The organism is Salinifilum ghardaiensis, from assembly GCF_054491345.1.
This window is the reverse complement of the sequence record NZ_CM137101.1, coordinates 4,835,662-4,858,137: the sequence shown is the minus strand read 5'-3', so window position 1 is coordinate 4,858,137 and position 22,476 is coordinate 4,835,662. Positions and strand designations below refer to the sequence as shown.

The 22,476-nt window shown below is 71.8% G+C and carries 27 protein-coding genes; 11 read left to right on the top strand and 16 right to left on the bottom strand.

The window, feature by feature from the left end; genetic code table 11:
* Positions 1-32 precede the first annotated feature (32 nt).
* Both ACVGV0_RS22180 and ACVGV0_RS22175 read right to left on the bottom strand, forming a co-directional pair.
* Positions 33-635 (bottom strand): hypothetical protein, encoded by a 603-nt coding sequence (locus ACVGV0_RS22180; protein ID WP_459157615.1) that lies wholly within the window; start codon positions 633-635, stop codon positions 33-35.
* Between the two features lie 335 nt (positions 636-970).
* The gene (locus ACVGV0_RS22175; protein ID WP_459157614.1) at positions 971-1,153 is read right to left on the bottom strand and encodes a DUF3073 domain-containing protein; all 183 of its coding nucleotides are present in this window, start codon (positions 1,151-1,153) and stop codon (positions 971-973) included.
* Positions 1,154-1,613: 460 nt separating this feature from the next.
* Between ACVGV0_RS22175 and ACVGV0_RS22170 the strand changes: the two genes are divergently transcribed.
* Positions 1,614-2,483 carry a hypothetical protein gene (locus ACVGV0_RS22170; protein ID WP_459157613.1) on the top strand — a complete coding sequence of 290 codons (870 nt, stop codon included), beginning with the start codon at positions 1,614-1,616 and terminating at the stop codon, positions 2,481-2,483.
* Positions 2,484-2,761: 278 nt separating this feature from the next.
* On the opposite strand, the gene ACVGV0_RS22165 is transcribed toward ACVGV0_RS22170, so the two are convergent.
* The 5 genes from ACVGV0_RS22165 to ACVGV0_RS22145 all read right to left on the bottom strand — a co-directional run bounded on the left by ACVGV0_RS22165 (position 2,762) and on the right by ACVGV0_RS22145 (position 6,038).
* A complete protein-coding gene (locus tag ACVGV0_RS22165; protein ID WP_459157612.1) occupies positions 2,762-3,316 on the bottom strand; it encodes an RsiG family protein in 555 nt (184 codons plus the stop codon).
* 137 nt (positions 3,317-3,453) lie between these two features.
* Entirely contained in the window at positions 3,454-4,596 is a 1,143-nt protein-coding gene (gene ygfZ, locus ACVGV0_RS22160; protein ID WP_459157611.1) for a CAF17-like 4Fe-4S cluster assembly/insertion protein YgfZ, read from the bottom strand.
* On the bottom strand, positions 4,593-5,009 hold the full coding sequence (locus ACVGV0_RS22155) for a Fur family transcriptional regulator (protein WP_459160104.1): 417 nt from the start codon (positions 5,007-5,009) through the stop codon (positions 4,593-4,595). Before ACVGV0_RS22155 ends, ygfZ begins: the two co-directional genes overlap by 4 nt.
* Positions 5,010-5,307: 298 nt before the next feature.
* Entirely contained in the window at positions 5,308-5,709 is a 402-nt protein-coding gene (locus ACVGV0_RS22150) for a hypothetical protein (RefSeq protein WP_459157610.1), read from the bottom strand.
* Positions 5,706-6,038 (bottom strand): zinc finger protein, encoded by a 333-nt coding sequence (locus tag ACVGV0_RS22145; RefSeq protein ID WP_459157609.1) that lies wholly within the window; start codon positions 6,036-6,038, stop codon positions 5,706-5,708. The genes ACVGV0_RS22150 and ACVGV0_RS22145 overlap by 4 nt, the downstream gene beginning before the upstream one ends.
* A gap of 259 nt (positions 6,039-6,297) precedes the next feature.
* On the opposite strand from ACVGV0_RS22145, the gene ACVGV0_RS22140 reads away from it, so the two are divergent.
* Positions 6,298-7,161 (top strand): helix-turn-helix domain-containing protein, encoded by an 864-nt coding sequence (locus tag ACVGV0_RS22140; protein ID WP_459157608.1) that lies wholly within the window; start codon positions 6,298-6,300, stop codon positions 7,159-7,161.
* Between the two features lie 50 nt (positions 7,162-7,211).
* The gene (locus ACVGV0_RS22135; RefSeq protein ID WP_459157607.1) at positions 7,212-7,403 is read left to right on the top strand and encodes a DUF397 domain-containing protein; all 192 of its coding nucleotides are present in this window, start codon (positions 7,212-7,214) and stop codon (positions 7,401-7,403) included.
* Positions 7,404-7,501: 98 nt separating this feature from the next.
* Here the strand turns inward: ACVGV0_RS22135 and ACVGV0_RS22130 are convergent, their stop codons facing one another.
* The gene (locus tag ACVGV0_RS22130) at positions 7,502-8,032 is read right to left on the bottom strand and encodes a DUF3558 family protein (protein WP_459157606.1); all 531 of its coding nucleotides are present in this window, start codon (positions 8,030-8,032) and stop codon (positions 7,502-7,504) included.
* Positions 8,029-8,439, bottom strand: coding sequence for a hypothetical protein (locus tag ACVGV0_RS22125; RefSeq protein ID WP_459157605.1), 411 nt, complete (start codon positions 8,437-8,439; stop codon positions 8,029-8,031). Before ACVGV0_RS22125 ends, ACVGV0_RS22130 begins: the two co-directional genes overlap by 4 nt.
* Before the next feature lie 162 nt (positions 8,440-8,601).
* Between ACVGV0_RS22125 and ACVGV0_RS22120 the strand changes: the two genes are divergently transcribed.
* Together ACVGV0_RS22120 and ACVGV0_RS22115 are read left to right on the top strand one after the other, a co-directional pair.
* Positions 8,602-9,453, top strand: coding sequence for an aminodeoxychorismate lyase (locus ACVGV0_RS22120; RefSeq protein WP_459157604.1), 852 nt, complete (start codon positions 8,602-8,604; stop codon positions 9,451-9,453).
* 71 nt (positions 9,454-9,524) lie between these two features.
* A complete protein-coding gene (locus ACVGV0_RS22115; RefSeq protein WP_459157603.1) occupies positions 9,525-10,301 on the top strand; it encodes a hypothetical protein in 777 nt (258 codons plus the stop codon).
* 16 nt (positions 10,302-10,317) lie between these two features.
* Here ACVGV0_RS22115 and ACVGV0_RS22110 read toward each other — a convergent pair whose 3' ends face one another.
* The 6 genes from ACVGV0_RS22110 to ACVGV0_RS22085 all read right to left on the bottom strand — a co-directional run bounded on the left by ACVGV0_RS22110 (position 10,318) and on the right by ACVGV0_RS22085 (position 14,730).
* Complete coding sequence (locus tag ACVGV0_RS22110; protein ID WP_459157602.1) at positions 10,318-10,959, bottom strand: heme-binding beta-barrel domain-containing protein; 642 nt, start codon at positions 10,957-10,959, stop codon at positions 10,318-10,320.
* A gap of 420 nt (positions 10,960-11,379) precedes the next feature.
* Positions 11,380-11,676: a DUF1416 domain-containing protein gene (locus ACVGV0_RS22105; RefSeq protein ID WP_459157601.1), complete on the bottom strand. Its 297-nt coding sequence runs from the start codon at positions 11,674-11,676 to the stop codon at positions 11,380-11,382.
* Between the two features lie 2 nt (positions 11,677-11,678).
* On the bottom strand, positions 11,679-12,524 hold the full coding sequence (locus ACVGV0_RS22100) for a sulfurtransferase (protein ID WP_459157600.1): 846 nt from the start codon (positions 12,522-12,524) through the stop codon (positions 11,679-11,681).
* Between the two features lie 54 nt (positions 12,525-12,578).
* Positions 12,579-13,025 (bottom strand): DUF4395 domain-containing protein, encoded by a 447-nt coding sequence (locus tag ACVGV0_RS22095; protein ID WP_459157599.1) that lies wholly within the window; start codon positions 13,023-13,025, stop codon positions 12,579-12,581.
* Positions 13,026-13,457: 432 nt separating this feature from the next.
* The gene (locus ACVGV0_RS22090; protein WP_459157598.1) at positions 13,458-13,919 is read right to left on the bottom strand and encodes a TlpA family protein disulfide reductase; all 462 of its coding nucleotides are present in this window, start codon (positions 13,917-13,919) and stop codon (positions 13,458-13,460) included.
* Positions 13,920-13,923: 4 nt separating this feature from the next.
* Positions 13,924-14,730 carry an LmeA family phospholipid-binding protein gene (locus ACVGV0_RS22085; RefSeq protein WP_459157597.1) on the bottom strand — a complete coding sequence of 269 codons (807 nt, stop codon included), beginning with the start codon at positions 14,728-14,730 and terminating at the stop codon, positions 13,924-13,926.
* Between the two features lie 424 nt (positions 14,731-15,154).
* Here ACVGV0_RS22085 and ACVGV0_RS22080 point away from each other — a divergent pair, with 424 nt between their 5' ends.
* The 6 genes from ACVGV0_RS22080 to pstB all read left to right on the top strand — a co-directional run bounded on the left by ACVGV0_RS22080 (position 15,155) and on the right by pstB (position 21,346).
* Entirely contained in the window at positions 15,155-16,009 is an 855-nt protein-coding gene (locus ACVGV0_RS22080) for a winged helix-turn-helix transcriptional regulator (protein ID WP_459157596.1), read from the top strand.
* Positions 16,010-16,168: 159 nt separating this feature from the next.
* Positions 16,169-17,128 carry a mycothiol synthase gene (mshD, locus tag ACVGV0_RS22075; protein WP_459157595.1) on the top strand — a complete coding sequence of 320 codons (960 nt, stop codon included), beginning with the start codon at positions 16,169-16,171 and terminating at the stop codon, positions 17,126-17,128.
* Positions 17,129-17,405: 277 nt separating this feature from the next.
* Entirely contained in the window at positions 17,406-18,518 is a 1,113-nt protein-coding gene (gene pstS, locus ACVGV0_RS22070; protein WP_459157594.1) for a phosphate ABC transporter substrate-binding protein PstS, read from the top strand.
* A 162-nt stretch (positions 18,519-18,680) separates the two neighbouring features.
* The gene (pstC, locus tag ACVGV0_RS22065; RefSeq protein WP_459160103.1) at positions 18,681-19,643 is read left to right on the top strand and encodes a phosphate ABC transporter permease subunit PstC; all 963 of its coding nucleotides are present in this window, start codon (positions 18,681-18,683) and stop codon (positions 19,641-19,643) included.
* Positions 19,640-20,554, top strand: a complete 915-nt coding sequence (gene pstA, locus ACVGV0_RS22060; RefSeq protein WP_459157593.1) for a phosphate ABC transporter permease PstA — start codon at positions 19,640-19,642, stop codon at positions 20,552-20,554. The genes pstC and pstA overlap by 4 nt, the downstream gene beginning before the upstream one ends.
* A 15-nt stretch (positions 20,555-20,569) precedes the next feature.
* On the top strand, positions 20,570-21,346 hold the full coding sequence (gene pstB / locus ACVGV0_RS22055; RefSeq protein WP_459157592.1) for a phosphate ABC transporter ATP-binding protein PstB: 777 nt from the start codon (positions 20,570-20,572) through the stop codon (positions 21,344-21,346).
* 75 nt (positions 21,347-21,421) lie between these two features.
* Here pstB and ACVGV0_RS22050 read toward each other — a convergent pair whose 3' ends face one another.
* Positions 21,422-22,267 carry a helix-turn-helix domain-containing protein gene (locus ACVGV0_RS22050; RefSeq protein ID WP_459157591.1) on the bottom strand — a complete coding sequence of 282 codons (846 nt, stop codon included), beginning with the start codon at positions 22,265-22,267 and terminating at the stop codon, positions 21,422-21,424.
* Positions 22,268-22,476: the final 209 nt, after the last annotated feature.

Genomic DNA, 22,476 nt, shown 5'->3' with positions numbered 1-22,476 from the left:
GCTGTTCAGAAGGGGGGTGATCAGCGAAGGCATCACAGTCGGAGCACGCACAGCACGTACGGGTGCGGTGGCGGTCGCGGTCTGCGCGGCACGCGCGGGGACCGCGCCGCGGGCGGTCCGCGGGGCGGCACCACGCGCACGCCGAACCTGCGCAGCGCGAACGCTCCGAGCACCGCGGTGAGCACCGCCAGGCACAGGTGCAGCAACCATCCGCACCCCGCCTGCCGGTGCGCGGTGGTCCCGGCCGGATCGGTGGCCCGGTGCTCGGCTGCCGGGGGCGCGGTGGTCCGGTCCGCTGCCGCTGGATGACCGGTCTTCTGGCCCGCGGTGTCCCGGTGCCCCGTGTCCCGGTGCCCCGTGTCCCGGTGCGCACCCGCCGGGGGTTCGGTACCCGGGTGCGCACCCGCTGGGTGCGCTGCTGGGAGCGCACCCGTCCGGTGGTGCGCACTCCCCCCGACCGCTTCGGCGCGTGGTCCTCCGGCGGGGTGTGGAACCGCGGAGGTGGCGGCACCGGCGTGCTGCGACGCCGCGACCGCGGGGGATCCGAGCAGCGCCGGAAGCGGCACCTGGTGCATGAGCACCACGCCGAGCGGGAGGAGCAGCACCATCACCGCGCGCAGTGCGACCCGCCGCATCCCCGCACCTCCGAGCGTTTCCAGCGCCGGGGACGATGGTACCCCCGAGGGGTAGCGGTTGAGGATGCGGATGGCGGTGCGCGCGTCACAGCGCGGTGGTACGCGCGCTTCCCCGCAGGCATGGCGAACGGCCGCTGCGCGGCGACCGCGTGACGCACAGATGTGAGTGACGTCGCCGCGGGGACGGCAACGTCACTCACACCGAACGTGCTGGAGACCCACGAGCTGTGCCGGCCCGCCGAGTTCACGCCGGGCCGGGTGCACGCCCGGTTGACACACGCCCCACCCGTCGCACGACGCACCGGCGCCGCGCGTTCGGCGTGGTCGGGGGTGCGTCAGCGCCGGTCGTAGTCGTCGTACCCGTCGTCGTACGGGTCGTCGCGGTCCTCGTCGGACCACTCGCCAGACCGTTGTGCGGACAGCTCCCGCTGCAGCGCATCCATGTCGACGGCGGGGGAGTTGTACTTAAGCTCGCGGGCCACTTTCGTCTGCTTGGCCTTAGCCCGGCCGCGCCCCATGGCTCGACCCCCTCGCGCAGGGTGTGCGGGGCGGACAGGGGAACGTCGGCCCCGCTTGATCTCGACAACTTTTCCTGTAACTACCGTACCGTGCCGAGCCGGTTCTACGCGACGTGGTGTCCGCCAGCGAGCGGCCGTGTCGTGAGTGACACCTCACTCCGACCGGTCGCGCAACCGTGAACTCGGCCGATGTTCCACAACGACCATAAGAGCTCGGCGTGTCGGCGGGCCACCACCGGCGCGTCGCCTCACACGCGCCCCCGCGCGGGGCGCGAACCGGCCTCGCGGGCGGAGCCGCACGCGCGCTCGCGCGAGCCCCGCGCGTCGGCTGCTGGCGAGGCTGACCGAGCAACCGCGCACGCGCACCCGCGCGGGGCGTGAACCGCCTCGCGGGCGGGGCGTGAACCGCCTCGCACGGGCGCGGAGGCCGGTCGGCGCGGCCGCGGCGGATCGTGACACCATGCTCGCTGTGCCAGAGCCGTTCGTCGCCTACCTGAGGGTGTACGAACCCGTGTCCGCTCTCGACGAGTCACAGCGGGAACGGGCGGTGACCGCCCTCGAGCGAGGCGCTGTGGATCCCGCCGACGCGGGCACGGTCGAGCAGCGCCTGTGGCTGCGCACTCAGCTGACGATGCCGCCGCAGCTGCTGCCCGGCGCCGGCGCCCGTGAACCCGTGCTCGCGCTGGACGCGGCGGAGGTGCCCAGCGGGCCGAGCGCCACCGTGGGGCCGGGACCGCTGGTGTGCCCGCTCGACCTGCGCGGCCGCGCGGCCGCTGCGCTGGTGGGTTTCCTCGGTTCGGCGGAGCAGCCGCTGCGCGCGGCGGCGCTGCCCGTCTCGCCGGAGCAGGCCAAGGCGCGCGCGAGCGCCGTGGTCAACGAGCTGTCCGACTCGGTGGTGCACATCCTGTCGTCCACGTGGAGCATCCCGCTGCCCTGGTTCGCGCTCGTCGACCCGGACGAGCGGCGCGTCGCTCCCCGCGAGGGGCGCAGGCGGGTCTACTGGCACACGGCCATGGCCGACGCGCGGCGGCGTGTCGCGCGGGCGCACTCGGTGTGCGAGCAGTCCCTCGGCGAGGAGGGGCCCACCCGGGTGCTCAAGGAGACGGGCAAGTGGCTGGAGCACTTCCACCCGCACTCGGCGGTGGAGCTGGACTACGGCGGTCTGGTGCGGATGATGCCCGACGAAGTCGTCGAGGCGGACTCCTCGGCCGAGGACGTGCACGCCATCCTCGACGCGATGGAGGCCGGCGACAGCGACGAGGTCAGCGAGCGCTACGAGCAGCTGCGGGACTTCTGGGCCGAGTACGCCGCGCGCGAGCGCCGCAACTGATCACCAGCTGATCACTCCGCGGCCGCCGCTCCGGAACCTCCGATCAACCACGCCTCACTCGATGGCGTGGTGATCATTTGTGCTCCGTTCGTGTGGGGACAGTTTCCAATTTTCATGAAAATTGCGCTCACTGGAAGAGTTCCAGAAAACGGGGCGCAGAGCACGCTTGCGCGCCCGAGTCCGGGTCGACCGGGACAGGACCAGCCAGGGGAGGACCAGCCGGGACGGCCGCCCGGGAGAGGGGACCGGTCGGGAGAGGAGGACCCCGGGAGGCGGGGTCAGTTCTCGTGCTCGGAGAGCAGCGCGTCCACCGACGCGGCGCCCTCCCGGTAGCGCCGGGCGATCTCCTCGTTGATCCGGTCCACCACGTCCTGCACCTCGCGGCGGCGCTGCGAGACCGAGTTCTCCTCGGACCGGTACGCGCGCAGGGCGTCGCCCAGCGTCGCGTCCGGTAACGAGGTCACGTCGGACAGGTCCACATCGGACAGCAGTGCTTCGACGTGCCGCCGGTGCGCCTCGACGCGCGAGGGCTCGACCGACTGGTAGCGCCCGGATCCGGAGGCGGGCCCCACGGCGTTGTCGGACAGGATCGCGGTGAGCTGCTCGACCACCGAGGTGCTGCCGCCTTCGGCGCGCCGCCGCTGCTCGGCGAGCACGATGTCGATGCGCGCGTGCAGCATGCGCCGCAGGTAGGACAGGTCCGTCTCCTCCTGCGCCGCCTCGTCGCGGAGTTCGCGCACGGCGGCGAGGTCGCGCTGCTCCACCCCGTCGGTGTAGTCCGGGGAGAGAACCCGGTCGATGCGGCGTCGTCCACCCGGCCGGACTTCGATCACCTGGTCATCCTCCGGTGGCTCGTGGCGGTTGGAGTGCTGCTGAGCATGGTGGCACAACGACGCGATCCCGAGTGCGGTTCGCCCGCGCGGACGTTGTCACCCGAGCAGTGGACGGAAACCCCGCGAGCCCCGCGCGCTCACCGCCCTTTGACGCTCTGCGCGGCGATCCGGCCCGGCGGCTCACCCGTGTCCGGCGGCACCGAGTCCGGGTCGACGGCGGCGGCCACGGCCCGCTCCTCCTCGGCGTCGCCCGCGGTGAGCTCCGCGTCGGCGGTGACGCTGCGCTTGATCAGCGCCAGGGCGATCGGGCCGAGCTCGTGGTGCTGCACCACGCTGCCGACGCGGCCCACGCGACGGTCCCCCTGGTGGACGGGGTCGCCGGTGGCCGGTCGGATCTCCACCGAACCGTCGAGGTGCAGCAGCACCGTCTGGCGCGGCGGCTTGCCGACGTTGTGCACCTTGGCCACGGTCTCCTGTCCGCGGTAGCAGCCCTTGGCGACGTGCGCGGCGACGTGGATCCAGTTGAGCTCGTGCGGGATGGACCGCTCGTCGGTGTCGAAGCCGACCCGCGGGCGCAGCGCTTCGACCCGCAGGGCCTCGTACGCCATCGTCCCGGACGGCCGCACCCCGGCGTCGGTGAGCGCGGTGAACCAGGACTCGTGCTGGTCGCGCGGAACGAGGAGGTCCACCACGCACAGCCCGCGGAAGGGCACGCGCCGGGCGAAGCCGCCGCCGGGCAGGCCGGCGACCTCGTAGTTGCCGGCGGGCACGGTGGCGAACGCGCCGAGCCGCTCGGGCACGTCCGGCCCCATGAGCGTGAGCACGGCGAACTCGTCGGTGGCGTCGCGCGGCTCGACCTGCGACCAGAACCGCATCGCTTCCAGGTAGTCCAGCAGCGGCTGGGTGGTCGCGCCGTCGACGGAGGGCAGCGCGCTGGTGGCGCGGGCGTCGCGCTCGGTGTCCAGGTACACGGCGCCGTCGTGGTGGGCGACCATCGCGTGGCAGTCGATCCGTCCCTGCGTGTCGAGGACGAGCGCCTCGGTGCCCTGGCCCTCCGGCAGGTCGGTGAGGTGCTGGGACAGCACGAGGTGCAGCCAGCTGAGCCGTTCCTCCCCGGGCACGGCCAGCACCTCGCGGTGGGAGCGGTCGATGACGACGGCGCCGCGCGTGGCGGTGCGCTGCTCGGCGAACGGGTCGCCGAAGTGCCAGGGCACCCCCGCGTCCGAGGAGTCGTCGGGTGCCGGGATCGCACCCGGTTGCTGCAGCAGCGGAGAGTTCATGCGTGCTCCTCGCCGGGGTCGTTTCCGTTCTCGGGTCGGCCGTGCGCGCGGCAGTGCCGGCAGGTCCCGGACAGCGCCACGTGCGTGGCGTCCAAGGCGAATCCGCGGTCGTCGTCCAGCGTCCTGGCCAGGGCGTCCATGATCTCGGACGGCACCTCGTCGACCTCACCGCAGCGGTGGCAGACCAGGTGGACGTGCTCGTGGTCCTCGGCGGAGTAGGTCGGGGCGCCGTGGCCGAGGTGCGTGTGCCGCACCAGGCCGATCTCCTCGAGCAGGTCCAGGGCGCGGTAGACCGTGGTGATGTTGATCGTGGCGGCCTTGCCCTGCACGCGCCGGCAGACCTGCTCCGGGGTGGCGTGGCCGAGGTCCCGCACCGCGTCCAGCACGAGCTGCCGCTGCGGGGTCATGCGCATGCCGCGTTCGTGCAGCGTGTTCCGGAGCGCGCCCTGATCGCCCGCCGGGTGCTCCGCGGCCGGTTGTGAATCCCGCACTGCCTGCTCCTGCTGCTCCTGCGCTCGCCGGCTTCACCTGCCTCGATCCTACCTGGGGCGGGGGAGGCGCGAGCGCGACGCGGGTGGGGGTGGCAGGCGTTCTCGGTGGTCGCGGGCGTGCCGGTGGTGGTGACCCGACGCGCCCGGGCGCGTCGGTCCCGGGCGCGGGGGACCTGCGCCCGGGACGGGGCAGGACGGGACGGGGCGGGCGGCGACCGCCTCACCGCAGCGCGGGAGGCCGGTGCGCGGAGTCCCCGTGGACGAATCCCCGGTGCGCGAAGCGCACGTCGACGGGCGGCCGGTGCGGCGTGATGTCCACCGGTGCCGGGCGCTCGTCCTCGGCGAGGCGGTGCTTGCCGACGTACGGACGGGGTTCGGCGGCGAGGATGCGGTCGCGCCGCTGGGCGAGGTAGCGCGCGCAGACGGTTTGCCGGTGGGCCTGCTCCGCGCGGAGCCGTCGTTCCATCTCGGCCGGGTCGAACACCGGCGGGCGCGGTCGCACCGGGCGCTCGGCGACGTCGGGTTCGCAGCGCATCGGCACGAGCACGACGACGAGGAAGAACACCGCGCTCACGCCCGCCGTGAGCAGCAGCAGCGCGAGATCCGGGCAGAGGGGGCTCATCGCGCGCCTCCCCGCTGCCCGGAGGCCCCCGCGCGGGCGGAGCGCTGCGCCCCGCCACCGGCTGCACGGGCCCCGCCACCGGCTGCACGGGCCCCGCCACCGGCTGCACGGGCGTCCCGGCGTTGTCGGGCGCGGTCCCAGCAGGCGGGGCAGGTCGGGGCGAGCCATTCGGTGGCACCGGCGTCGCGCACCTCCACCGGGGCGCCGCACAGGCCGGTGCGCTGCTGGCCGGGTTGCGGCGGTTCGGACGGGTCGAGGGCGTGCCGCAGGCCCTGCCAGGGACGCCAGTAGACGACCGGGCCCTGCCGGTCCAGTCGCGGGACGCGCATCGGCTCACCTCCAGCGCGGCGGCACCCACCCACCGCGGATCGTGGTTCTGACCGGGGATGACGGCGAGGCCGCGGTGCGGAATCGGGGAGCGGGGCCGCCCTCGCCGTCATCAAGATCAAAGATTAATGGAGAGATATAGCTTTATCGATAGCTCAATTGGGTGGTGGAGAAGGGATGCCTCCCCATCGGTGCGCATCTCGAGCTGCGCGCGCTGTGCTAAACAGGCAGACCGCGTGCGTTCGTCAGAAGGGAGGCGCGGTGCCCGGGACATCGCCGACGCTCGCCGCGTGGGAACTCGGCATCCGCCTGCGCCAGGCGCGCGAGGCCACGGGCATGACCGGGACCGAAGTCGCGGAGAACATCGGCATCAGCCAGAACCACGTGAGCAACACCGAGAACGGGCGCCGCCTGCTCGCCGAGGACAAGCTGCACCGCATCGCGGAGATCTACGGCATCGGCGAGGAGGAACGCGCCCACCTGGACGAGCTGCGCCGGGCCTCCGAAGTCCAGGGTTGGTGGCAGCAGTACCGGCGCATCCTCGCTCCCGATTTCCTGCGCTTCCTCGGATACGAGCACGGTGCTGCCGAGGTGCGGACCTACGAGAGCGCCCTCGTCTCGGGACTGCTGCAGAGCGAGGACTACGCACGCGCCGTGCACCAGGGCGACACCGCCAACCTCAGGCAGTCCGAAGTGGACCGTCGGGTCGAGGTCCGTCGCCGCAGAAAGCAGCGACTCCTCGACGGAGATCCGCTCTACGCGCAGGTCGTGATGGCGGAAGCCACTCTGCACCAGCAGGTCGGCGGAGCGGAGGTGCTCGCTGGGCAGCTGCGGCACCTGCTCGAACTCGTCGAGTCGTGCGCGGAGAACCTGGACCTGCGGATCCTGCCGTTCACGGCTCCGTGCTGCGCCGCCATGGGCGGGGCCACGTTCCACCTGCTCGCTTTCCCCAGCACCGAGCTGCCGCTCGTGGCATGGGACGAAACCTCCGTGTCGATGGGGCTCATCCACGATCAGGCGCGTGTGCAGCAGTACAGGACCGTGTTCGTCGAAGCGCAGGCACGGGCTCTCGACCGGGACAGCTCCGCCGAACTGATCAGGGGACGCCTCGCGGCGCTCGGCTGACGTCCGTCCGCGCTGCGGACTTCCGTGCTGCTCCTCCCTAGGATGAGCCTGTGCCGACGAACAGCTATGGGTTAACGGGGTGCTGGCGCACCTCGAGCTACAGCACCAATTCGCAGGCCTGCGTCGAGGTGGCGATGCGCCCGGATGCGGTGGGGGTGCGCGACAGCAAGGACCCGCGCGGCGGAACGCTGGTGCTCAACAGGTCCCAGTGGCGCGCGTTCCTGGAGTTCCTCACGCGGTGATGTCGCGCCAGCCCGCAGGGGATGGGGGTTGGCGCGGGCGAACTGGTGCGAATGGCCCGGTACGTCACGGGGGCAGCGCGCACCGGACCAGGTCCCGGTCACTGCGGCAGGCGGCCGGCGGTGGCTTCGGCGATGGGTTTCAGCTCCGAGCACGCGTCGTCGACGTCCGAGGTGATCTGGTAGATCACGACGCCGCCGCCGGCGTCGACGAGGACGTTGCAGCCACCCCCGCCGGAAGCGCCGCTCGTGACAGCGACCGCGCCGGAGCGGCCGCCGATGGGCTGCTTCTCGTACGTGGCCCAGTTTTCGTTCTGCGCGTACGAGTCGACCGTCTCCTCGACGTTCTTGCTCAAGCCCACAACGCTTTCATCGCCGGACCATGCGCACGTCGGTTCCCACGAAACCTGCGTTCTGTCTTCTCCCTCGGTGGGAGGCAGACCCCACGACTTCAGCTCTTGGGGCTGAAAGAAGGTGCACGGGTCGAACTGCTCCAGTGCCTTGCTCTGCTGGGGTTGCGAGGTCTCGGGCTGGTCCGAGTCGCCGCCACCGGCGGGCGTGGCACACGCCGATGCGCCCATCAGAAGGGCGCCCGCGGATACGGTCAGCACGGAACGGGCAAACTTCGTCACTGTCGCAACCCTCGCTCAAAGTCCTCGGCGGCCTGCTCGTCGGTCGTACGGTAGTCCTTCGCCGCGCCCTCGAAGGCCTGCGCCATCTTTTCCAGCTCTTCACGCATCTGCTTGATGAGGGCGAAGGCCCCCGCCTCCGGGTCGTTGGCCTTCTGCCGGAACCTCTCTGCCAGGGCTTTGCCGTCGGGGTAGTTGCCGAGGCCCTCCACACGCTCGATTGCTTGAGCGTCGAAGGTCATCTCCCGCAGCGCGTCCGCCTCGTCCCGGCACCGCTTGGCTGCCTTCTCGGCAGCCTCCGGATCCAACCGCAGCTTGCCCGCGCCGACCTGCTCGTTGATCCACGTGGTTTGCTTGCTGACCTCCCCGAGGGCTTGCTTCGAACCCTCGAAGCCGCCGCCTCCGGTCATGCCGACCCCCTTTCCCGGTTCCGCGGAGATCGACTCTAACGGGTGATCCCGGCGGCAGGGGACGTTTCCGCCGATTCCCTCCGACACGTGGCGGCCCCCGACACGCGGAAGCACCTGCGGGGAGTACCGCTGCTGCGCCAGCAGCGGTACTAGGCTGCACGCATGCGCCTCGTTGCCCTGCTGGACGGCAGCCTCGTCGACCCGGAGACCCCGTTGCTGCGCGCGGACGACCTCGCCGCGACCCGCGGCGACGGCGTCTTCGAGACGGTCCTCGTGGTCGACGGCGCGGCCCGCGAGCTCCAGCCGCACCTGGAGCGCATGGAACGCTCCGCGCGGATGCTCGACATGCCCTCGCCCGACCGCGCGGCGTGGCAGCGGGCCGTCGACGCGGTCGTGGACGCGTGGCCGTGGCAGCAGCACCCGGAGGTGGCGCTGAAGCTCATCTGCGGCCGCGGCGTCGACGGCGGCGACGGCACCCCCACCGCCTACGCGATGGCGAGCGAGGTGACCGCCGACACCGAGCGCAAGCGCCGCGAGGGCGTGTCCGCGGTGACCCTGGAGCGCGGGCACTCGCCGGACCTCATGCAGCGCGCCCCGTGGCTGCTGCTGTCGGCGAAGACGCTGTCGTACGCGGTGAACATGGCCGCGCTGCGCGAGGCCGAGGCCCGCGGTGCCGACGAGGTCATCTTCACCGCCACCGACGGTTCCGTGCTGGAGGGCCCCACGTCGAACGTGGTGCTCGCGCACGGCGGCGCCCTGCGCACACCACCGCCCAGCACGGGCATCCTGCGCGGCACGACGCAGGGCGCGCTGTTCCGCGCGGCCGAGAGCGCGGGCTGGACCACGCGCGTGGAGCAGTTCGGCGTCGAGGACCTGGGCACCGCGGACGGCGTGTGGCTGGCCTCCAGCGTCCGCCGGATCACCCAGGTGCACACGGTCGACGGCACGCGGGTGAAGGCCGACCCCGACCTGCACGCCGCGATCACGCGGCTGTACGAATCCAACTACGGGTGACGCGACCACGCGCCCCGGGAGCTCGGGTGGCGCTGATGCGGCCGCGGGCCGCGCGGACACGGGAGGTGGGGATGGTGACGCGGCGGCGTCCGCAGCGGCAGTGGATCACCGGCGGGTTCGCGCTCGTCGCGCTCGGCTGGCTCACCGCGATCTGGCTCTACCAGGTCGGCCGGGTGTGGACCGGCTGCGACGCGGCCTTCGGCAACCCCGACCTGCACGGGAACTACGCCTCCGGCAGGTGCGTGATCACCGGCGACACCGCCGCGCTGAGCGTGCCGTGGGACCGCGCGCTGAACGTCGGCGGGCTGTGCGCGCTGGCGCTGGTCGGCGTGCTCGCCGCGCTGCTCGTGCCGCGGCGCTCCCAGTGGTCCCCGCTGCTGGCCACGGGCGGCGTGGTGGCGCTGCTGTGGGCGGCTCCGCTCGGCGTGCAGCGCGTGCTCGGTACGCGCGGCGGCGACGTGCTCCACCACCTGCGGGGCAGGGCCGCGGAGCTCGCGACCGTGGAGCAGGCCCCCGGCGGCTGGTGGGTCGTCACGGCAGGACCGGAGGCGTTCGGGTTCCCCGATTTTCCCGGCAACGAGCCGCTCGTCGCGGGTGCGATCGCCATCGTCCTCGCGGTGCTGCTGGCCGTGCTGCTGTGGAGCGATCAGCTCCGCGGCCCCGCCGCCGACCGCGGACCGGGGCCGGACGGCGACGCGCCCGGCGGGCAGGAGGGCACCGCCGGCGGACCGGACGGGACGTCCGAACCGGCCGAGCGGGCGGAACCGACGGAGCAGGCGGAGCAGTCCGCGGACGAATCCGCCCGGGGAACCGGCCCCGGCGAGCGGAGCCGGCGCACCGGGGCGTGAGTCCGGCGCCGGTCGCTCAGCCGACGACGCGGTCCAGCTTCGCCGACAGGCGCGGTTGCAGCTCGTGCTGCGAGGTCGAGCGCTCCTCGACGTAGGCCAGCGCGCCCTCGACGATGCCGTACAAGCGGCTCGACGCGTTCGCGTCCTCACCGGTGGGGCTGCGCAGCACCGCGTCCGTGCCGAACTCCCACGAGGTCTGGCTGCGCGGCTTGCCGAAGAACAGCTCGGACACGCCGGTGGACTGCATCAGCATGAACTCGATCGTCTCGTCCTGCTGCGGGCGGAGGAAGCCGAACTCGCGCAGGTCCGGCTCGCCGACCTCGCCGCCCGGGCGGTCCAACCGCCAGGCGACCGACTCGTAGGTGAGGAACGGACGACCGTCGTGGGCGATCGTGATCTGCTGGTAGAAGCGGTAGGACGACTCCAGCGAAGGGTGGTTCGCCTCACCTTCGCCGCGCCACACGCCCACCAGCGGCAGCAGCGACAGGCACGCGTCGTTCAGCGACGGGCCCATCCGCAGATTGGCCGTCTCCCCGACGCCGGGGAGGTCGTCGAACTGCGGCAGGTTGCGCTGCCGCGTCTGCTCGGCGCGTTCGGCTGCGGCGCGGACGGCCTCGTTCCCGTCGACGCGTTCCGGCTGGTCAGGCGTCTCACTCATCGGCACGAGAGTACCGGGCGGCGCGCGCCCCGGGCAGCGGGGCCGCCCCGGCGAGGCGGGTCCGCTGCGCGCGGTTCGCTCAGTCCTGGTGCAGCCGGTACAGCACGTAGTACGCGAACCACAGCGTCGCCACCGCGGCGATGCCGACGAGCGTCACGAGTCCGTAGTGGAGGAAGTCCAAGAGGGTCACGGGCAGAGGATAACCACCGGAGCGCCGCCGTGGGGTGTGGCGTCAGACATGATCCCCCGCGGCAGACACCTCGGACATGCGGCCACCCCGGACATGCGGCGGGGCCGCCGAGTTCGGTGAACCCGGCGGCCCCGCCGACTGCGATCAGGCCGGTGGATCAGGCCGGTGGGTCAGATCACGCCCGGCCGCGGTCGGGCCGCGTGCACCGAGCGGGCGCTGATCGGACTGCCTCAGGCGACCGCGATGTCCACCTGGTGCTCCCCGGCGGCCTCGGCCGAGAGCTCGGCCTCACCGCTGCCGCTGCGGTGCAGCGCGCGCACCGTCCACCGCCCCGGCGCGGCGTAGAAGCGGAAGTCGCCCTCCTCGGAGGAGACGACCTCGGCGGTGAACTCGCCGGAGGAGTCGAGCAGCCGGACGAACGCGCCGCTGACGACCTCCTCGCCGGAACGGACCTTCCCGGCCAGCACGACCTGGTCGGTGTCGACGACCTGCGCGCCGCCCTGCTGCGGTGCTCCGCATCCACTCATGTTCAGGCTCCCTGCTCGCTGGGGTTCTCGACCGGCACGCCGACGAGCGAGCCGTACTCGGTCCACGAACCGTCGTAGTTCTTCACGTTGCTCAGGCCCAGCAGCTCGTGCAGCACGAACCACGTGTGCGAGGACCGCTCGCCGATGCGGCAGTAGGCGATCGTGTCCTTCGAGGTGTCCAGGCCGGCCTCGGTGTAGAGCTTCTGCAGCTCCTCGTCGGACTTGAAGGTGCCGTCCTCGTTGGCCGCCTTGCTCCACGGCACGTTGATGGCCGAGGGGATGTGGCCGGCGCGCTGGGCCGACTCCTGCGGCAGGTGGGCCGGCGCGACGAGCTTGCCGGCGAACTCGTCGGGCGAGCGCACGTCCACCAGGTTCTTGTCGCCGATCGCGTCGACGACCTCGTCGCGGAACGCGCGGATGGAGGTGTCCGGATCCTCGGCCTGGTAGTTCGTGGCCGCGCGGTCCGGCTCCTCCTTGGTCAGCTGGCGGCCGTCCAGCTCCCACTTCTTGCGGCCGCCGTCGAGCAGCTTGACGTCGTCGTGGCCGTAGAGCTTGAAGTACCAGTACGCGTAGGCGGCGAACCAGTTGTTGTTGCCGCCGTAGAGGACGACCGTGTCGTCGTTGCCGATGCCCTTGGCCGACAGCAGCTTGCTGAAGTCCTCGCGGTTGACGAAGTCGCGCCGCACGTGGTCCTGGAGCTCGTTCTTCCAGTCCAGCTTGACGGCGCCCGGGATGTGGCCGCCGTCGTAGGCGGTGGTGTCCTCGTCGACCTCGGCGAACACGACACCGGGCGTGTTCAGGTTCTGTTCGGCCCAGTCCGCGGAGACCAGGACCTCTGCACGGCTCATCGGGTGACTCCTCTTTCGTTCGGATCGGTGAGTGTTGTCAGGGAACGTTTCTGCTCAGGGAACGTTTCTGATCGGCAGGAACCTGCGCGACAGCAGGTACGCGTGGCAGCCGAGGCAGTAGCCGAAGACCGCGTTGAGCAGTGCGGCGATGAGCGCGAACACGTTCGCGACCACGCCGAAGGCGACCCACCCCGCCGCGTACCCGGCCGCGGCCGCCAGGGCGAACGCGAACCCGACCCCCTGGGCGAACCGGACCGGCCCCGGCGCCTCCCGCTCGTCGCCGTCCAGGTCCCCCAGGCGCGGCCGCACCGCTGAGCGGTAGACCTGCCCCCACGGGTTCGCCCGCAGCCCGATGACCGCGCACATCGCGAACAGCACCGTCTGCGCGGCGAGGACGCGCCAGCTCGTGGTCACCAGCCCGAACGCCAGGATCGCGCTCGTGACCCCTGCGCTGAACCGCACACCTCGGGGATCGAGCATCTCCTGGGACGAAGCGGGCATGGGGCCTCCTGGGCGGCAACCGGAGTTCGGCCTGTCAGAACAGAGCTGCGCCGGGCGATCGGGCTGCGCCGGGTGATCGGGCTGCACCGGGCAACCGGGGGCCGCGCCGGAGAACCGGGCACCCGGTCGGGCCGCGCATCGGCTGCACCGGGTTCAGCCTCCGCCACCGCGAGGAACGACCGCGGGCGCCGCGGCGCGGAGCGAACGCGGACGGCGCGCCCCGGACGGGCGTTCCGCCGAGCCGCGACACAGACTGCTGGCCGTGCGGCAGTGGTCCACCGCGCGTCGGCGGGTCAGCAGTACTCGCATGGTTCGCAGGCTACCGACCGAGTCGATCGCTCGGAAGGTTGTTCACCTGGTGGGACGGCGCGCCCGCCGGTGGGCGCGCCCTCGGGGAGCGAACCGCGGCGGAGCAGCGCACGGCGGCGCCGCTCACGGCAGGTGCGGGCGCAGCGCCTCGGCCAGATCGGCGCGCCGGGGAACTCCCGGAACGCGGAACAGCTCCGCCCCGGCGCCGTCGAGCACGAGCGTCATCGGCGTGGTGTGCACCCGCAGCGGTGTCGCCCAGTCCGGGTGGTGGGTCAGGTCGACCTCCACGTGCCGCACGCCCGGGGTGCTGCCGGCGAACCGCTCCAGCAGCACGCGCGCGTGCCGGCACGGCGCGCAGAACGCGGTGGACAGCTGCAGCAGCGTCACCGGGGCGTCGGCGTCGGAGCGTTCGGTCAGCACGCGCCGCAGATCGGCGGGCAGCGCCTCCAGCAAGGTCTCCTCCCCGTTCGAGCGGGTGCGGGCGGGCCGCACGCGACCGCTGCGCAGCCGCCACGTCAACCCGCAGGCACCCGTGATCACAAGTGCGGCCAGCAGCGCGCCGACCGCGAGGACCCACGTGGCCACCCGCTCACCCCGCGGCACTGCCCTGCATGTCGACGGTCACGTCCCGGGCCTTGCCCTCCATCACCAGGGCGCCGTGCTCGACCCGCAGCCCGGTCGGGGTGACGTCGAACGGCATCTGGCGTCCCGGGTCGATGGTGGTGGTGAACTGCTGCCGCAGCAGGTTCTTGAACACGCCCGGCAGCTGCAGGTCCGGCACGACGTCGTTCTTCAGGCCCAGGTCACGGGGTTCGACGCGGATCTTGCCGTTCTCCAGCGAGAGCGCGGCGATCACGTGCACCTGCGTCTTCTGGCCCGCGATGTCGATCGTGCCGTCCAGGCGGACACCTGTCACGTCCTGGTCGGATCCGCCCTGGGCGGACTCGCCCCGGTCGCCGTTCTCCCCGCTGGCTTCGGCGAGCTTGTCGTCGGAGACCGGGTTGATCGCCAGGTCCGGGACGTCGATCAGCCGGCCGACGTCGCCGGCCAGCAGGCGCACCCGCCCGTCCACGTCGTCGACGGTCAGCTGCTCGGCGTTGCCGTTGACCAGCTTCCGCGTGTCCACCCGCGCGTGGTGCAGGTTGGCGGAGATGCCCAGCTGCTGCAGCGGCTCGGCCCGCACGCCCTCCGCGGAGACCTCGACGTTGCGGTAGTCCCCGGCGACGACCTGCGCGAGGAACGGGAACCCGTGGATGCGCACCTCCGGGTTGTGCTGCAGCTCCAACTGGCCGCGCAGCTGCTGCGAGACCTTGCGCTCGGCGAAGGCCGCGGCGCCGAAGTCGGCGGCCACGAGCACCGCGAGCAGTACCACGAGGGAGATCGCGAGCTTCTTCACGCGTATCGGTCCGTTCCGTCGGGTCGGGCTGTGCGAACGCGGTCGGCGGTGCAGCCGCACCCGCTCCGAGCCGAAGGAGAGGAATGTCCCCTCCCTGGTCAGGGCGGCCGCGCTGGGGTCGTCCCACTGTAGGACCTGCCGCGGTGGCACCGGGCCCAACCGGTCCCCAGCGGGGCGGTGACGCTCTTCACCCGGGGAGAATCCGCTGGTCGCGGCCCCCGCACCGGGGCGTGCTCCACATCGCAGCGGGTGCGCTCGCGCAATCCCGGTGTTCACCGCGAGCCCGCGACTGTGACTCCTGCTGCGAGACGTGGGTCCGCCCGGGCCGCGTCCGCTATTCTTCGAGCAACCCGCCGGCAACGGGGCCGGGACCGAGGCCGCTGGTCCAGGTGGCGGCCGTCCAGCCCGCGGCAGGGAGGTTCCCATGAGCCCGGAATTGTTGTGTCTCACCCGCGAAGCGAGCGCGGCCGACGTGCTGCCCGGCCTGGGCCTGCTCCCGCACCGGTCGCGGGTGTCCCCGCCGGACCCGCAGGCCGTGCTCTCGCCGGGAGCGCACGACGTGGTCGTCGTCGACGCGCGCAAGGACATGGCCGGGGCACGCGAGCTGTGCCGCCTGCTGTCGGCCGGCAGCGCCCCGGTGCTCGCCGTCGTCTCCGAGGGCGGTCTCGTCGCCGTGAACGGCGAGTGGGGCGTCGACGACATCCTGCTGCCGGCGGCCGGCCCGGCGGAGGTCGACGCCCGGCTGCGGCTGCTCGCCGCGCGCCGCGAGACGGCCGCCCGCGAGGACGACGCGCTCGCGGTCGGCGACCTCGTCATCGAGGAGGCCACCTACACCGCCCGGCTGAAGGGCCGTGCGCTGGAGCTCACCTACAAGGAGTTCGAGCTGCTGAAGTTCTTCGCGCAGCACCCCGGGCGGGTGTTCAGCCGGGCGCAGCTGCTGCAGGAGGTGTGGGGCTACGACTTCTTCGGCGGCACCCGCACGGTCGACGTGCACGTGCGGCGCCTGCGCGCGAAGCTCGGCCCCGAGCACGACAGCATGATCGGCACGGTTCGCAGCGTCGGCTACAAGTTCGTCACCCCGCAGCGCGGCAGGGGAACTGAGCGCGGCAGGGGAGCTGAGCGCGGCAGGCGCGCGGACGGGGTCATCGGCGCCGAGGAGGCCGGTGCGGCCGCGTCGCCGGAGCGCGCCCCCGCCGCGGAGCTGCCGGACCGGCAGGCGGTCGCGCCCGCCGGGGTGCTCGACGAGGGCACCGGGTCGCGGGCGGCCGGCACCCGGTAGCGGCGCTGGGTCCGGCGAAACGGGAATCCCGGTGAAACAGGAATAACGGTGAAACAGGAACCCCGGCCGAAACGGGAATCCCGGCCGCACCACCCGACACGCGCACGGGCCGCCGCGGGTCCGCGCCGCGGTCGGACGGCTCTGGGTACTGTCAGAGGCGTGCAGCTGACGTGGCGGAATGGACTGGACAGCAACGAGGCGACCGCGGTCATGCGGTTGCTCGAGGAGACCGAGGAGCACGACGGCGTCGCCCCCGCCGGGGAGCACGTCCTGCTGCGGCTGAAGGCGCACCGGGACGTGACCAGCCAGGTGGAACCGGTGCAGGGCGACGTGCGGTCGGAGCACTTCCTGGTGCACCAGGACGGGGTGCTCGCGGGGTACGCCCACCTGGACACCGAGCACGAGTCCGACGCGGGCGAGCTGGTCGCGGAGCTCGCGACGCATCCCCGGCACCGGCGTGCCGGGGTGGGGACGCGCCTGGTCGAGGCGCTGCTGAGCCGGGCGGAGCTGCTCGTCGAGCCGGACGAGTCGGAGGGCGACTCCGGTCGGCTGCGGGTGTGGTCGCACGGCCAGCTCCCGGGTGCGCTGCGACTCGCCGAGCACTACGGCTTCAGCCGCGTGCGCGAGCTGTGGCGGATGGGCCGGGACCTCGACGACGGCGCGCTGCCCGAGGCGCCGCTGCCGGCGGGGGTGACCGTGCGCGGGTTCCGCATCGGTTCGGACGAGTCCGAGCTGCTGCGGGTGAACCACCGCGCGTTCCGCTGGCACCCTGAGCAGGGTGGGATGGACGCCGAGGAGCTGCGCGCCAAGCAGCAGGAGTCCTGGTTCGACCCGGCCGGCCTCCTGCTCGCCGAGGACTCCGCGGGCACGCTGCTCGGATTCCACTGGACGAAGGTGCACCCGGACGGCACCGGTGAGGTCTACGTGCTCGGCGTCGACCCGCAGGGGCAGGGCAGCGGTCTGGGCAAGGCGCTGACCATCGCCGGGTTGCGCCACCTGCGCGACACCGGGTGCCGGCAGGTCATGCTGTACGTCGAGGGGGACAACGCCGCTGCCGTGCGGGTGTACGAGCGGCTCGGCTTCGAGCGCTGGGACACGGACGTGCAGTTCGGGCGCTGACGGGCGGTGACCGCGTCGGGTGGGCTCCGGTGCCGATCGGGCACCTACGGTACGTACGCACACGGGCCCGTTTTGGGTAGGAAAATCGGAACTGGGTGGTTCGGATGGCCCGGTGGTGGTGTGGCACTGCTTACTGAGCGTGCCTGTTCACTCATCGTTCACCTGGATGGCGGGAAGGCGCTACTCCGGCTGCCTATTCTTCCGGTGACCGCACCCGGAAGATGCGTCGAAGTCGTGCACGCGGCGCGCTGCCGAAGTGTCCGAGTGGAGGAAATACGTGAAGACCAAGCGGTTCGTCCCGGCGTTCGCATTCGCCGCCGCCGGCGCCCTGGCCCTCTCATCCTGCGGCACCGACCAGAACACCTCGCAGGGGGGAACGAACCCGGCCCTGCAGAACATCCAGGTCGAGTGCGGTGAGCAGACCGTTTCGGCGGAGGGCTCCTCGGCGCAGAAGAACGCCATGGACATCGTCGCCCGCGACTACAGCGCCAAGTGCGAGGGCGAGCAGCTCAACTACACCAGTTCCGGGTCCGGCAAGGGGATCTCCGCCTTCATCGGCGGGCAGGTCGACTTCGGCGGCTCCGACTCGCCGCTGACCCCCGAGGAGTCCCAGCAGGCCGCCCAGCGCTGCAACGGCAACCAGCCGCTGAACATCCCGATGGTCTTCGGGCCGGTCGCGGTCACCTACAACGTTCCCGGCGTGCAGGACCTGACCCTCAACGCCGACGTCATCGCCAAGATCTACCAGGGCGAGATCACCAACTGGAACGACCCGGCGATCAAGCAGCTCAACCCGAACGCGCAGCTTCCGGACCTGGAGATCAAGCCCTTCTTCCGCTCGGACGAGTCGGGCACCTCGCAGAACTTCCAGAAGTACCTCAAGACGGCGACCGGCGGCGCGTGGCAGGCTACCGACAAGCAGTTCCGCCCCGGACCGGGCGTGGGCCAGGGCCGCGACGGCAGCGACCAGGTCACCCAGGCCGTGAAGAGCACGAAGGGCGCGCTGACCTACTCCGAGTGGTCCTACCCGAAGAACCTCGGCCTGGACATCGCCAAGATCGACAGCGGCGCCGGGCCGGTCGAGCTCACCCCGGAGACGGTCGGCAAGGCCATCGACGAGGCCGAGCTGGAGGGCCAGGGCAAGGACCTGCGGGTCAACCTCGAGTCCCTCTACGGCAACTCCGATCCGGGCGTGTACCCGCTGACGCTGACCACCTACGAGATCGTCTGCTCGAAGGGCTACGACCCGCAGACGGCCAAGGCGGTCAAGGCCGCGCTGACGGTGGGGGCGAACTCCGACCCGCAGCAGCTCAGGGACGCCGGCTACGTCGCGCTGCCGGAGCAGTTCAAGAAGAAGGTCATGGACTCGATCAACTCGATCAACGCCTGACGCCGCGGACGCACCGAGTCCAGGGTGGACACAGCGTCGAACGCACGAGATGAGAGGCTCGCGACAGCAGTGACCGACTCGACGACAGCCGAGAGGCGCCCCCAGCCGCCGGATTCCGGCGCCGGGGGCGCCTCGGCGCGCAGTTCCGGACCGGAGGATCCCATTCCCTCTCCTGGCGCATCCGCGGACAGAGCGGTCGTCAAGCCCGGCGACCGCATCTTCTCCGCGCTGGCACGCACTTCCGGTGCGTTCGTGGTGGCCCTCATCGCCGCGATCGCGCTCTTCCTGCTCATCCGGGCGATCCCGTCGCTGCAGGCGAACGAGGTCAACTTTCTGTTCAGCCGGGAGTGGGACACCTCGGACCCGAGCAACCTGCGCTTCGGCATCATCGACCTGCTGTGGGTCACCGTGGCGAGCTCGCTGCTCGCCCTGGTGATCGCGATGCCGCTGGCCTTCTGCATCGCCCTGTTCCTGACGATGTACGCCCCGCGCAGCCTGGCGCGCCCGTTCGCGTACATCGTGGACCTGCTGGCCGCCGTGCCCTCGGTGATCTACGGGCTGTGGGGCGTCATGGTGCTCGCACCGGTGATCAGCCCCGCGGCCGCGTGGTTGAACAACAACCTCGGCTGGATCCCGATCTTCGCCGACGGCAACATCCCCGCGGGCAGCGGCAAGAACGTGTTCACCGCCGGGATCGTGCTCGCGGTGATGATCCTGCCGATCATCACCGGCGTGACCCGCGAGGTGTTCCAGCGCACCCCCTCGCAGCAGATCGAGGGGGCGCTGGCGCTGGGCGCCACCAAGTGGGAAGTCGTGCGCACCACGGTGTGGCCGTTCGGCAAGAACGGCTTCATCGGCGGTTCGATGCTCGGCCTCGGCCGCGCGCTCGGTGAAACCGTCGCCCTGACCATCATCCTCAGCTTCACGTTCGAACCGCCGGGCTACAGCGTCTTCGACGGCGGTGCCACCTTCGCCTCGAAGATCGCGCTCGGATCGGCCGAGTTCCTCAACGACCTCCAGGTCGGCGCCTACATCTCGGCAGGACTGGTGCTGTTCGTGATCACGTTCGTGGTCAACGCGCTCGCCCGCTGGATCGAGGGCGGCAACTCAGGGGGGAACGAATGAGGACCGACACCGCGGACGTCGAACAGCCCGCCGCGCCGCCGGCGTTCCAGCGGATCAGCGTGGCGCGGAAGCTGAAGAACCACACGGCCACGGCGGTGTTCGTCGCGGCCTTCGCCGTCGCCGTCGTCCCGCTGCTGTGGGTGCTGTACACCCTGCTGGAGCGCGGGCTGCAGCCGATGCTCAGCCCCACCTGGTGGAACCACTCCTTCAACGGGCTGCTGCCCACCGACTTCGGCGGCGGCATCTACCACGCCCTGATGGGCACGCTCCTGCAGGGCGCGGTGACCGCGGTCGTCACCATCCCGCTGGGGATCATGGTGGCGGTCTACCTCGTCGAGTACGGGGGCAACGCGCGGCTGGCCCGGGCCACCACGTTCATGGTGGACGTGCTCAGCGGGCTGCCGTCCATCGTGGCCGGCCTGTTCATCTACGCGCTGTGGATCACGACGCTGGGCTTCGAGCGCAGCGGCATCGCCGTGGCGATGTCGCTGATGCTGCTGATGCTCCCCCTCGTCGTGCGCACCACCGAGAGCATGCTGCGCATCGTCCCCGACGAGCTGCGCGAGGCCGCCTACGCGCTCGGCGTGCCCAAGTGGAAGACGATCCTGCGGATCGTGCTGCCGACCGCGATGTCCGGGATCCTCACCGGCGTGATGCTCGGCCTGGCGCGCGTGCTGGGCGAGACCGCGCCGCTGCTCATCCTCGTCGGCTACTCCAGGGCGATCAACTTCAACCTGTTCAGCGGGGAGATGGCCTCGCTGCCGCTGACCATCTACATGGAACGCACCACCGCCACCGCCGCCGGTGACTCCCGGATGTGGGGTGCTGCGCTGACCCTGGTGCTGGTCATCATGCTGATCAACCTCGTCGCGACGCTGCTGTCGAAGCTGCTCGCGGTGCGCACCAAATAGGACGGTTCTACAGCCATGGCCAAACGTATCGACATCAAAGACCTGAACCTGCACTACGGGAAGTTCCACGCGGTGCAGGACGTGACCCTCCAGGTCCCGGCGCACAGCGTCACCGCCTTCATCGGGCCCTCGGGGTGCGGCAAGTCGACCGTGCTGCGTGCGCTCAACCGGATGCACGAAGTGGTGCCCGCCGGGCGCGTCGAGGGCAAGGTGGAGCTCGACGGCGAGGACATCTACGGCCCGAGCATCGACCCGGTGCAGGTGCGCCGCACGATCGGCATGGTGTTCCAGCGGGCGAACCCGTTCCCCACCATGTCCATCCGGGACAACGTGGTCGCCGGGCTGAAGCTCGTCGGCGACAAGAACAAGCGCAAGCTCGACGAGATCGCCGAGCGCGCGCTGCGCGGCGCGAACCTGTGGGAGGAGGTCAAGGATCGGCTGAACAAGCCGGGCGGGAGCCTCTCCGGCGGGCAGCAGCAGCGGCTGTGCATCGCGCGGGCGATCGCCGTGCAGCCCGACGTGCTGCTCATGGACGAGCCGTGCTCCGCGCTCGACCCGATCTCCACGCTGGCGATCGAGGACCTGATCGCGCGGCTGAAGCAGGACTACACGATCGTCATCGTCACGCACAACATGCAGCAGGCGGCGCGCGTCAGCGACCAGACCGCGTTCTTCAACCTGCCCGCCGTGGGTGAGCCGGGCCAGCTCGTGGAGATGGACGAGACCGGCACGATCTTCTCGAACCCCTCGCAGAAGGCCACCGAGGACTACATCTCCGGCCGCTTCGGCTGACCGCACCCGCAGGGCGCCGGCAGCACCGCCGGGCGGACCGGGCCGCCCCACCGGCCCGGTCCGCCGGCCCGGTGCCTACATCCGGTCGGCGAGTGCGGAGATGTGGGAGCTGGAGTCCTTCGGCGACAGCGCCGCCGCGCACACCCGCTCGAACGCGCGCAGGTACTCCCCGGTTCCCTGGTCCAGGAACCGTGCGTTGACCGAGTCGCCGAGGTGCACCACCTGCGCGTCGTCCGGGTCGGGGAAGGAGAACACCGAGATCCGGTCGGCCAGCAGCGGGTGCGCTCCCGCGCGGAACGGCAGCACCTGGATCGTCACGTTCCGGCGGTAGCCGAGCAGCACGAGGTGCTCCAGCTGCTGGCGCATCACCGAGCCGCCGCCAATGGTGCGGTGCAGCGCCGACTCGTCGAGCACCGCCCACAGCTCGAGGGGGTTCTCGCCGACGAGCCGCTGCTGCCGCTTCGCCGCGACCTCCAGGCGTTCGGCGACGGCCTGCTCGTCGAGCCGTTCCCGGTCGGCGGCCAGCAGCGCGCGGCTGTACTCGGTGGTGCGCAGCAGCTCCGGCAGCGGGGCGCTGCCGAAGCAGCTCACCGCGCTGGCCGCCGTCTCGAGGCCGAGGTAGGTCTGCATCCCCGGCCGCAGCGCGGTGCTGGGGTAGTCCTGCCACCAGCCGCGCTCCTTCGAGCCCTGGGCGAGCTCGGTGAGCGCGTCCAGCTGCTCGCCCGCCACGCCGTAGAACTCGGCCATGAGGCGCACGTCGGAGGTGCGCACGGGCACGCGGCCGAGCTCGATCTGGCTGATCTTGCCCTGCGAGCAGTCCAGCTGGCCGGCGACTTCCCGGTGGGTGCGGCCCGCCGCTTCCCGGAGGCGTCGCAGCTCGTTGCCGAGGCGGCGGCGCTGGACGGTCGGACTGCTACCCACGTGACGATCCTCCGCACCGGGTGGCTGCTTGGCGGGTGTTCACGGGACGGCAGGATCGCACAGTTCGAACCCGGGTGCGAGCGATGTGACTGAGTATTATCGCCGAGCCCGCGGCTCGACCGGCCTCGCGGAGCGGCCGTGCAGGCGGTCACCGGTCCGCGCGGTCGCTCAACGCGAACCTCCCCGGTGGGCACCGCCGGGCTCGCCGG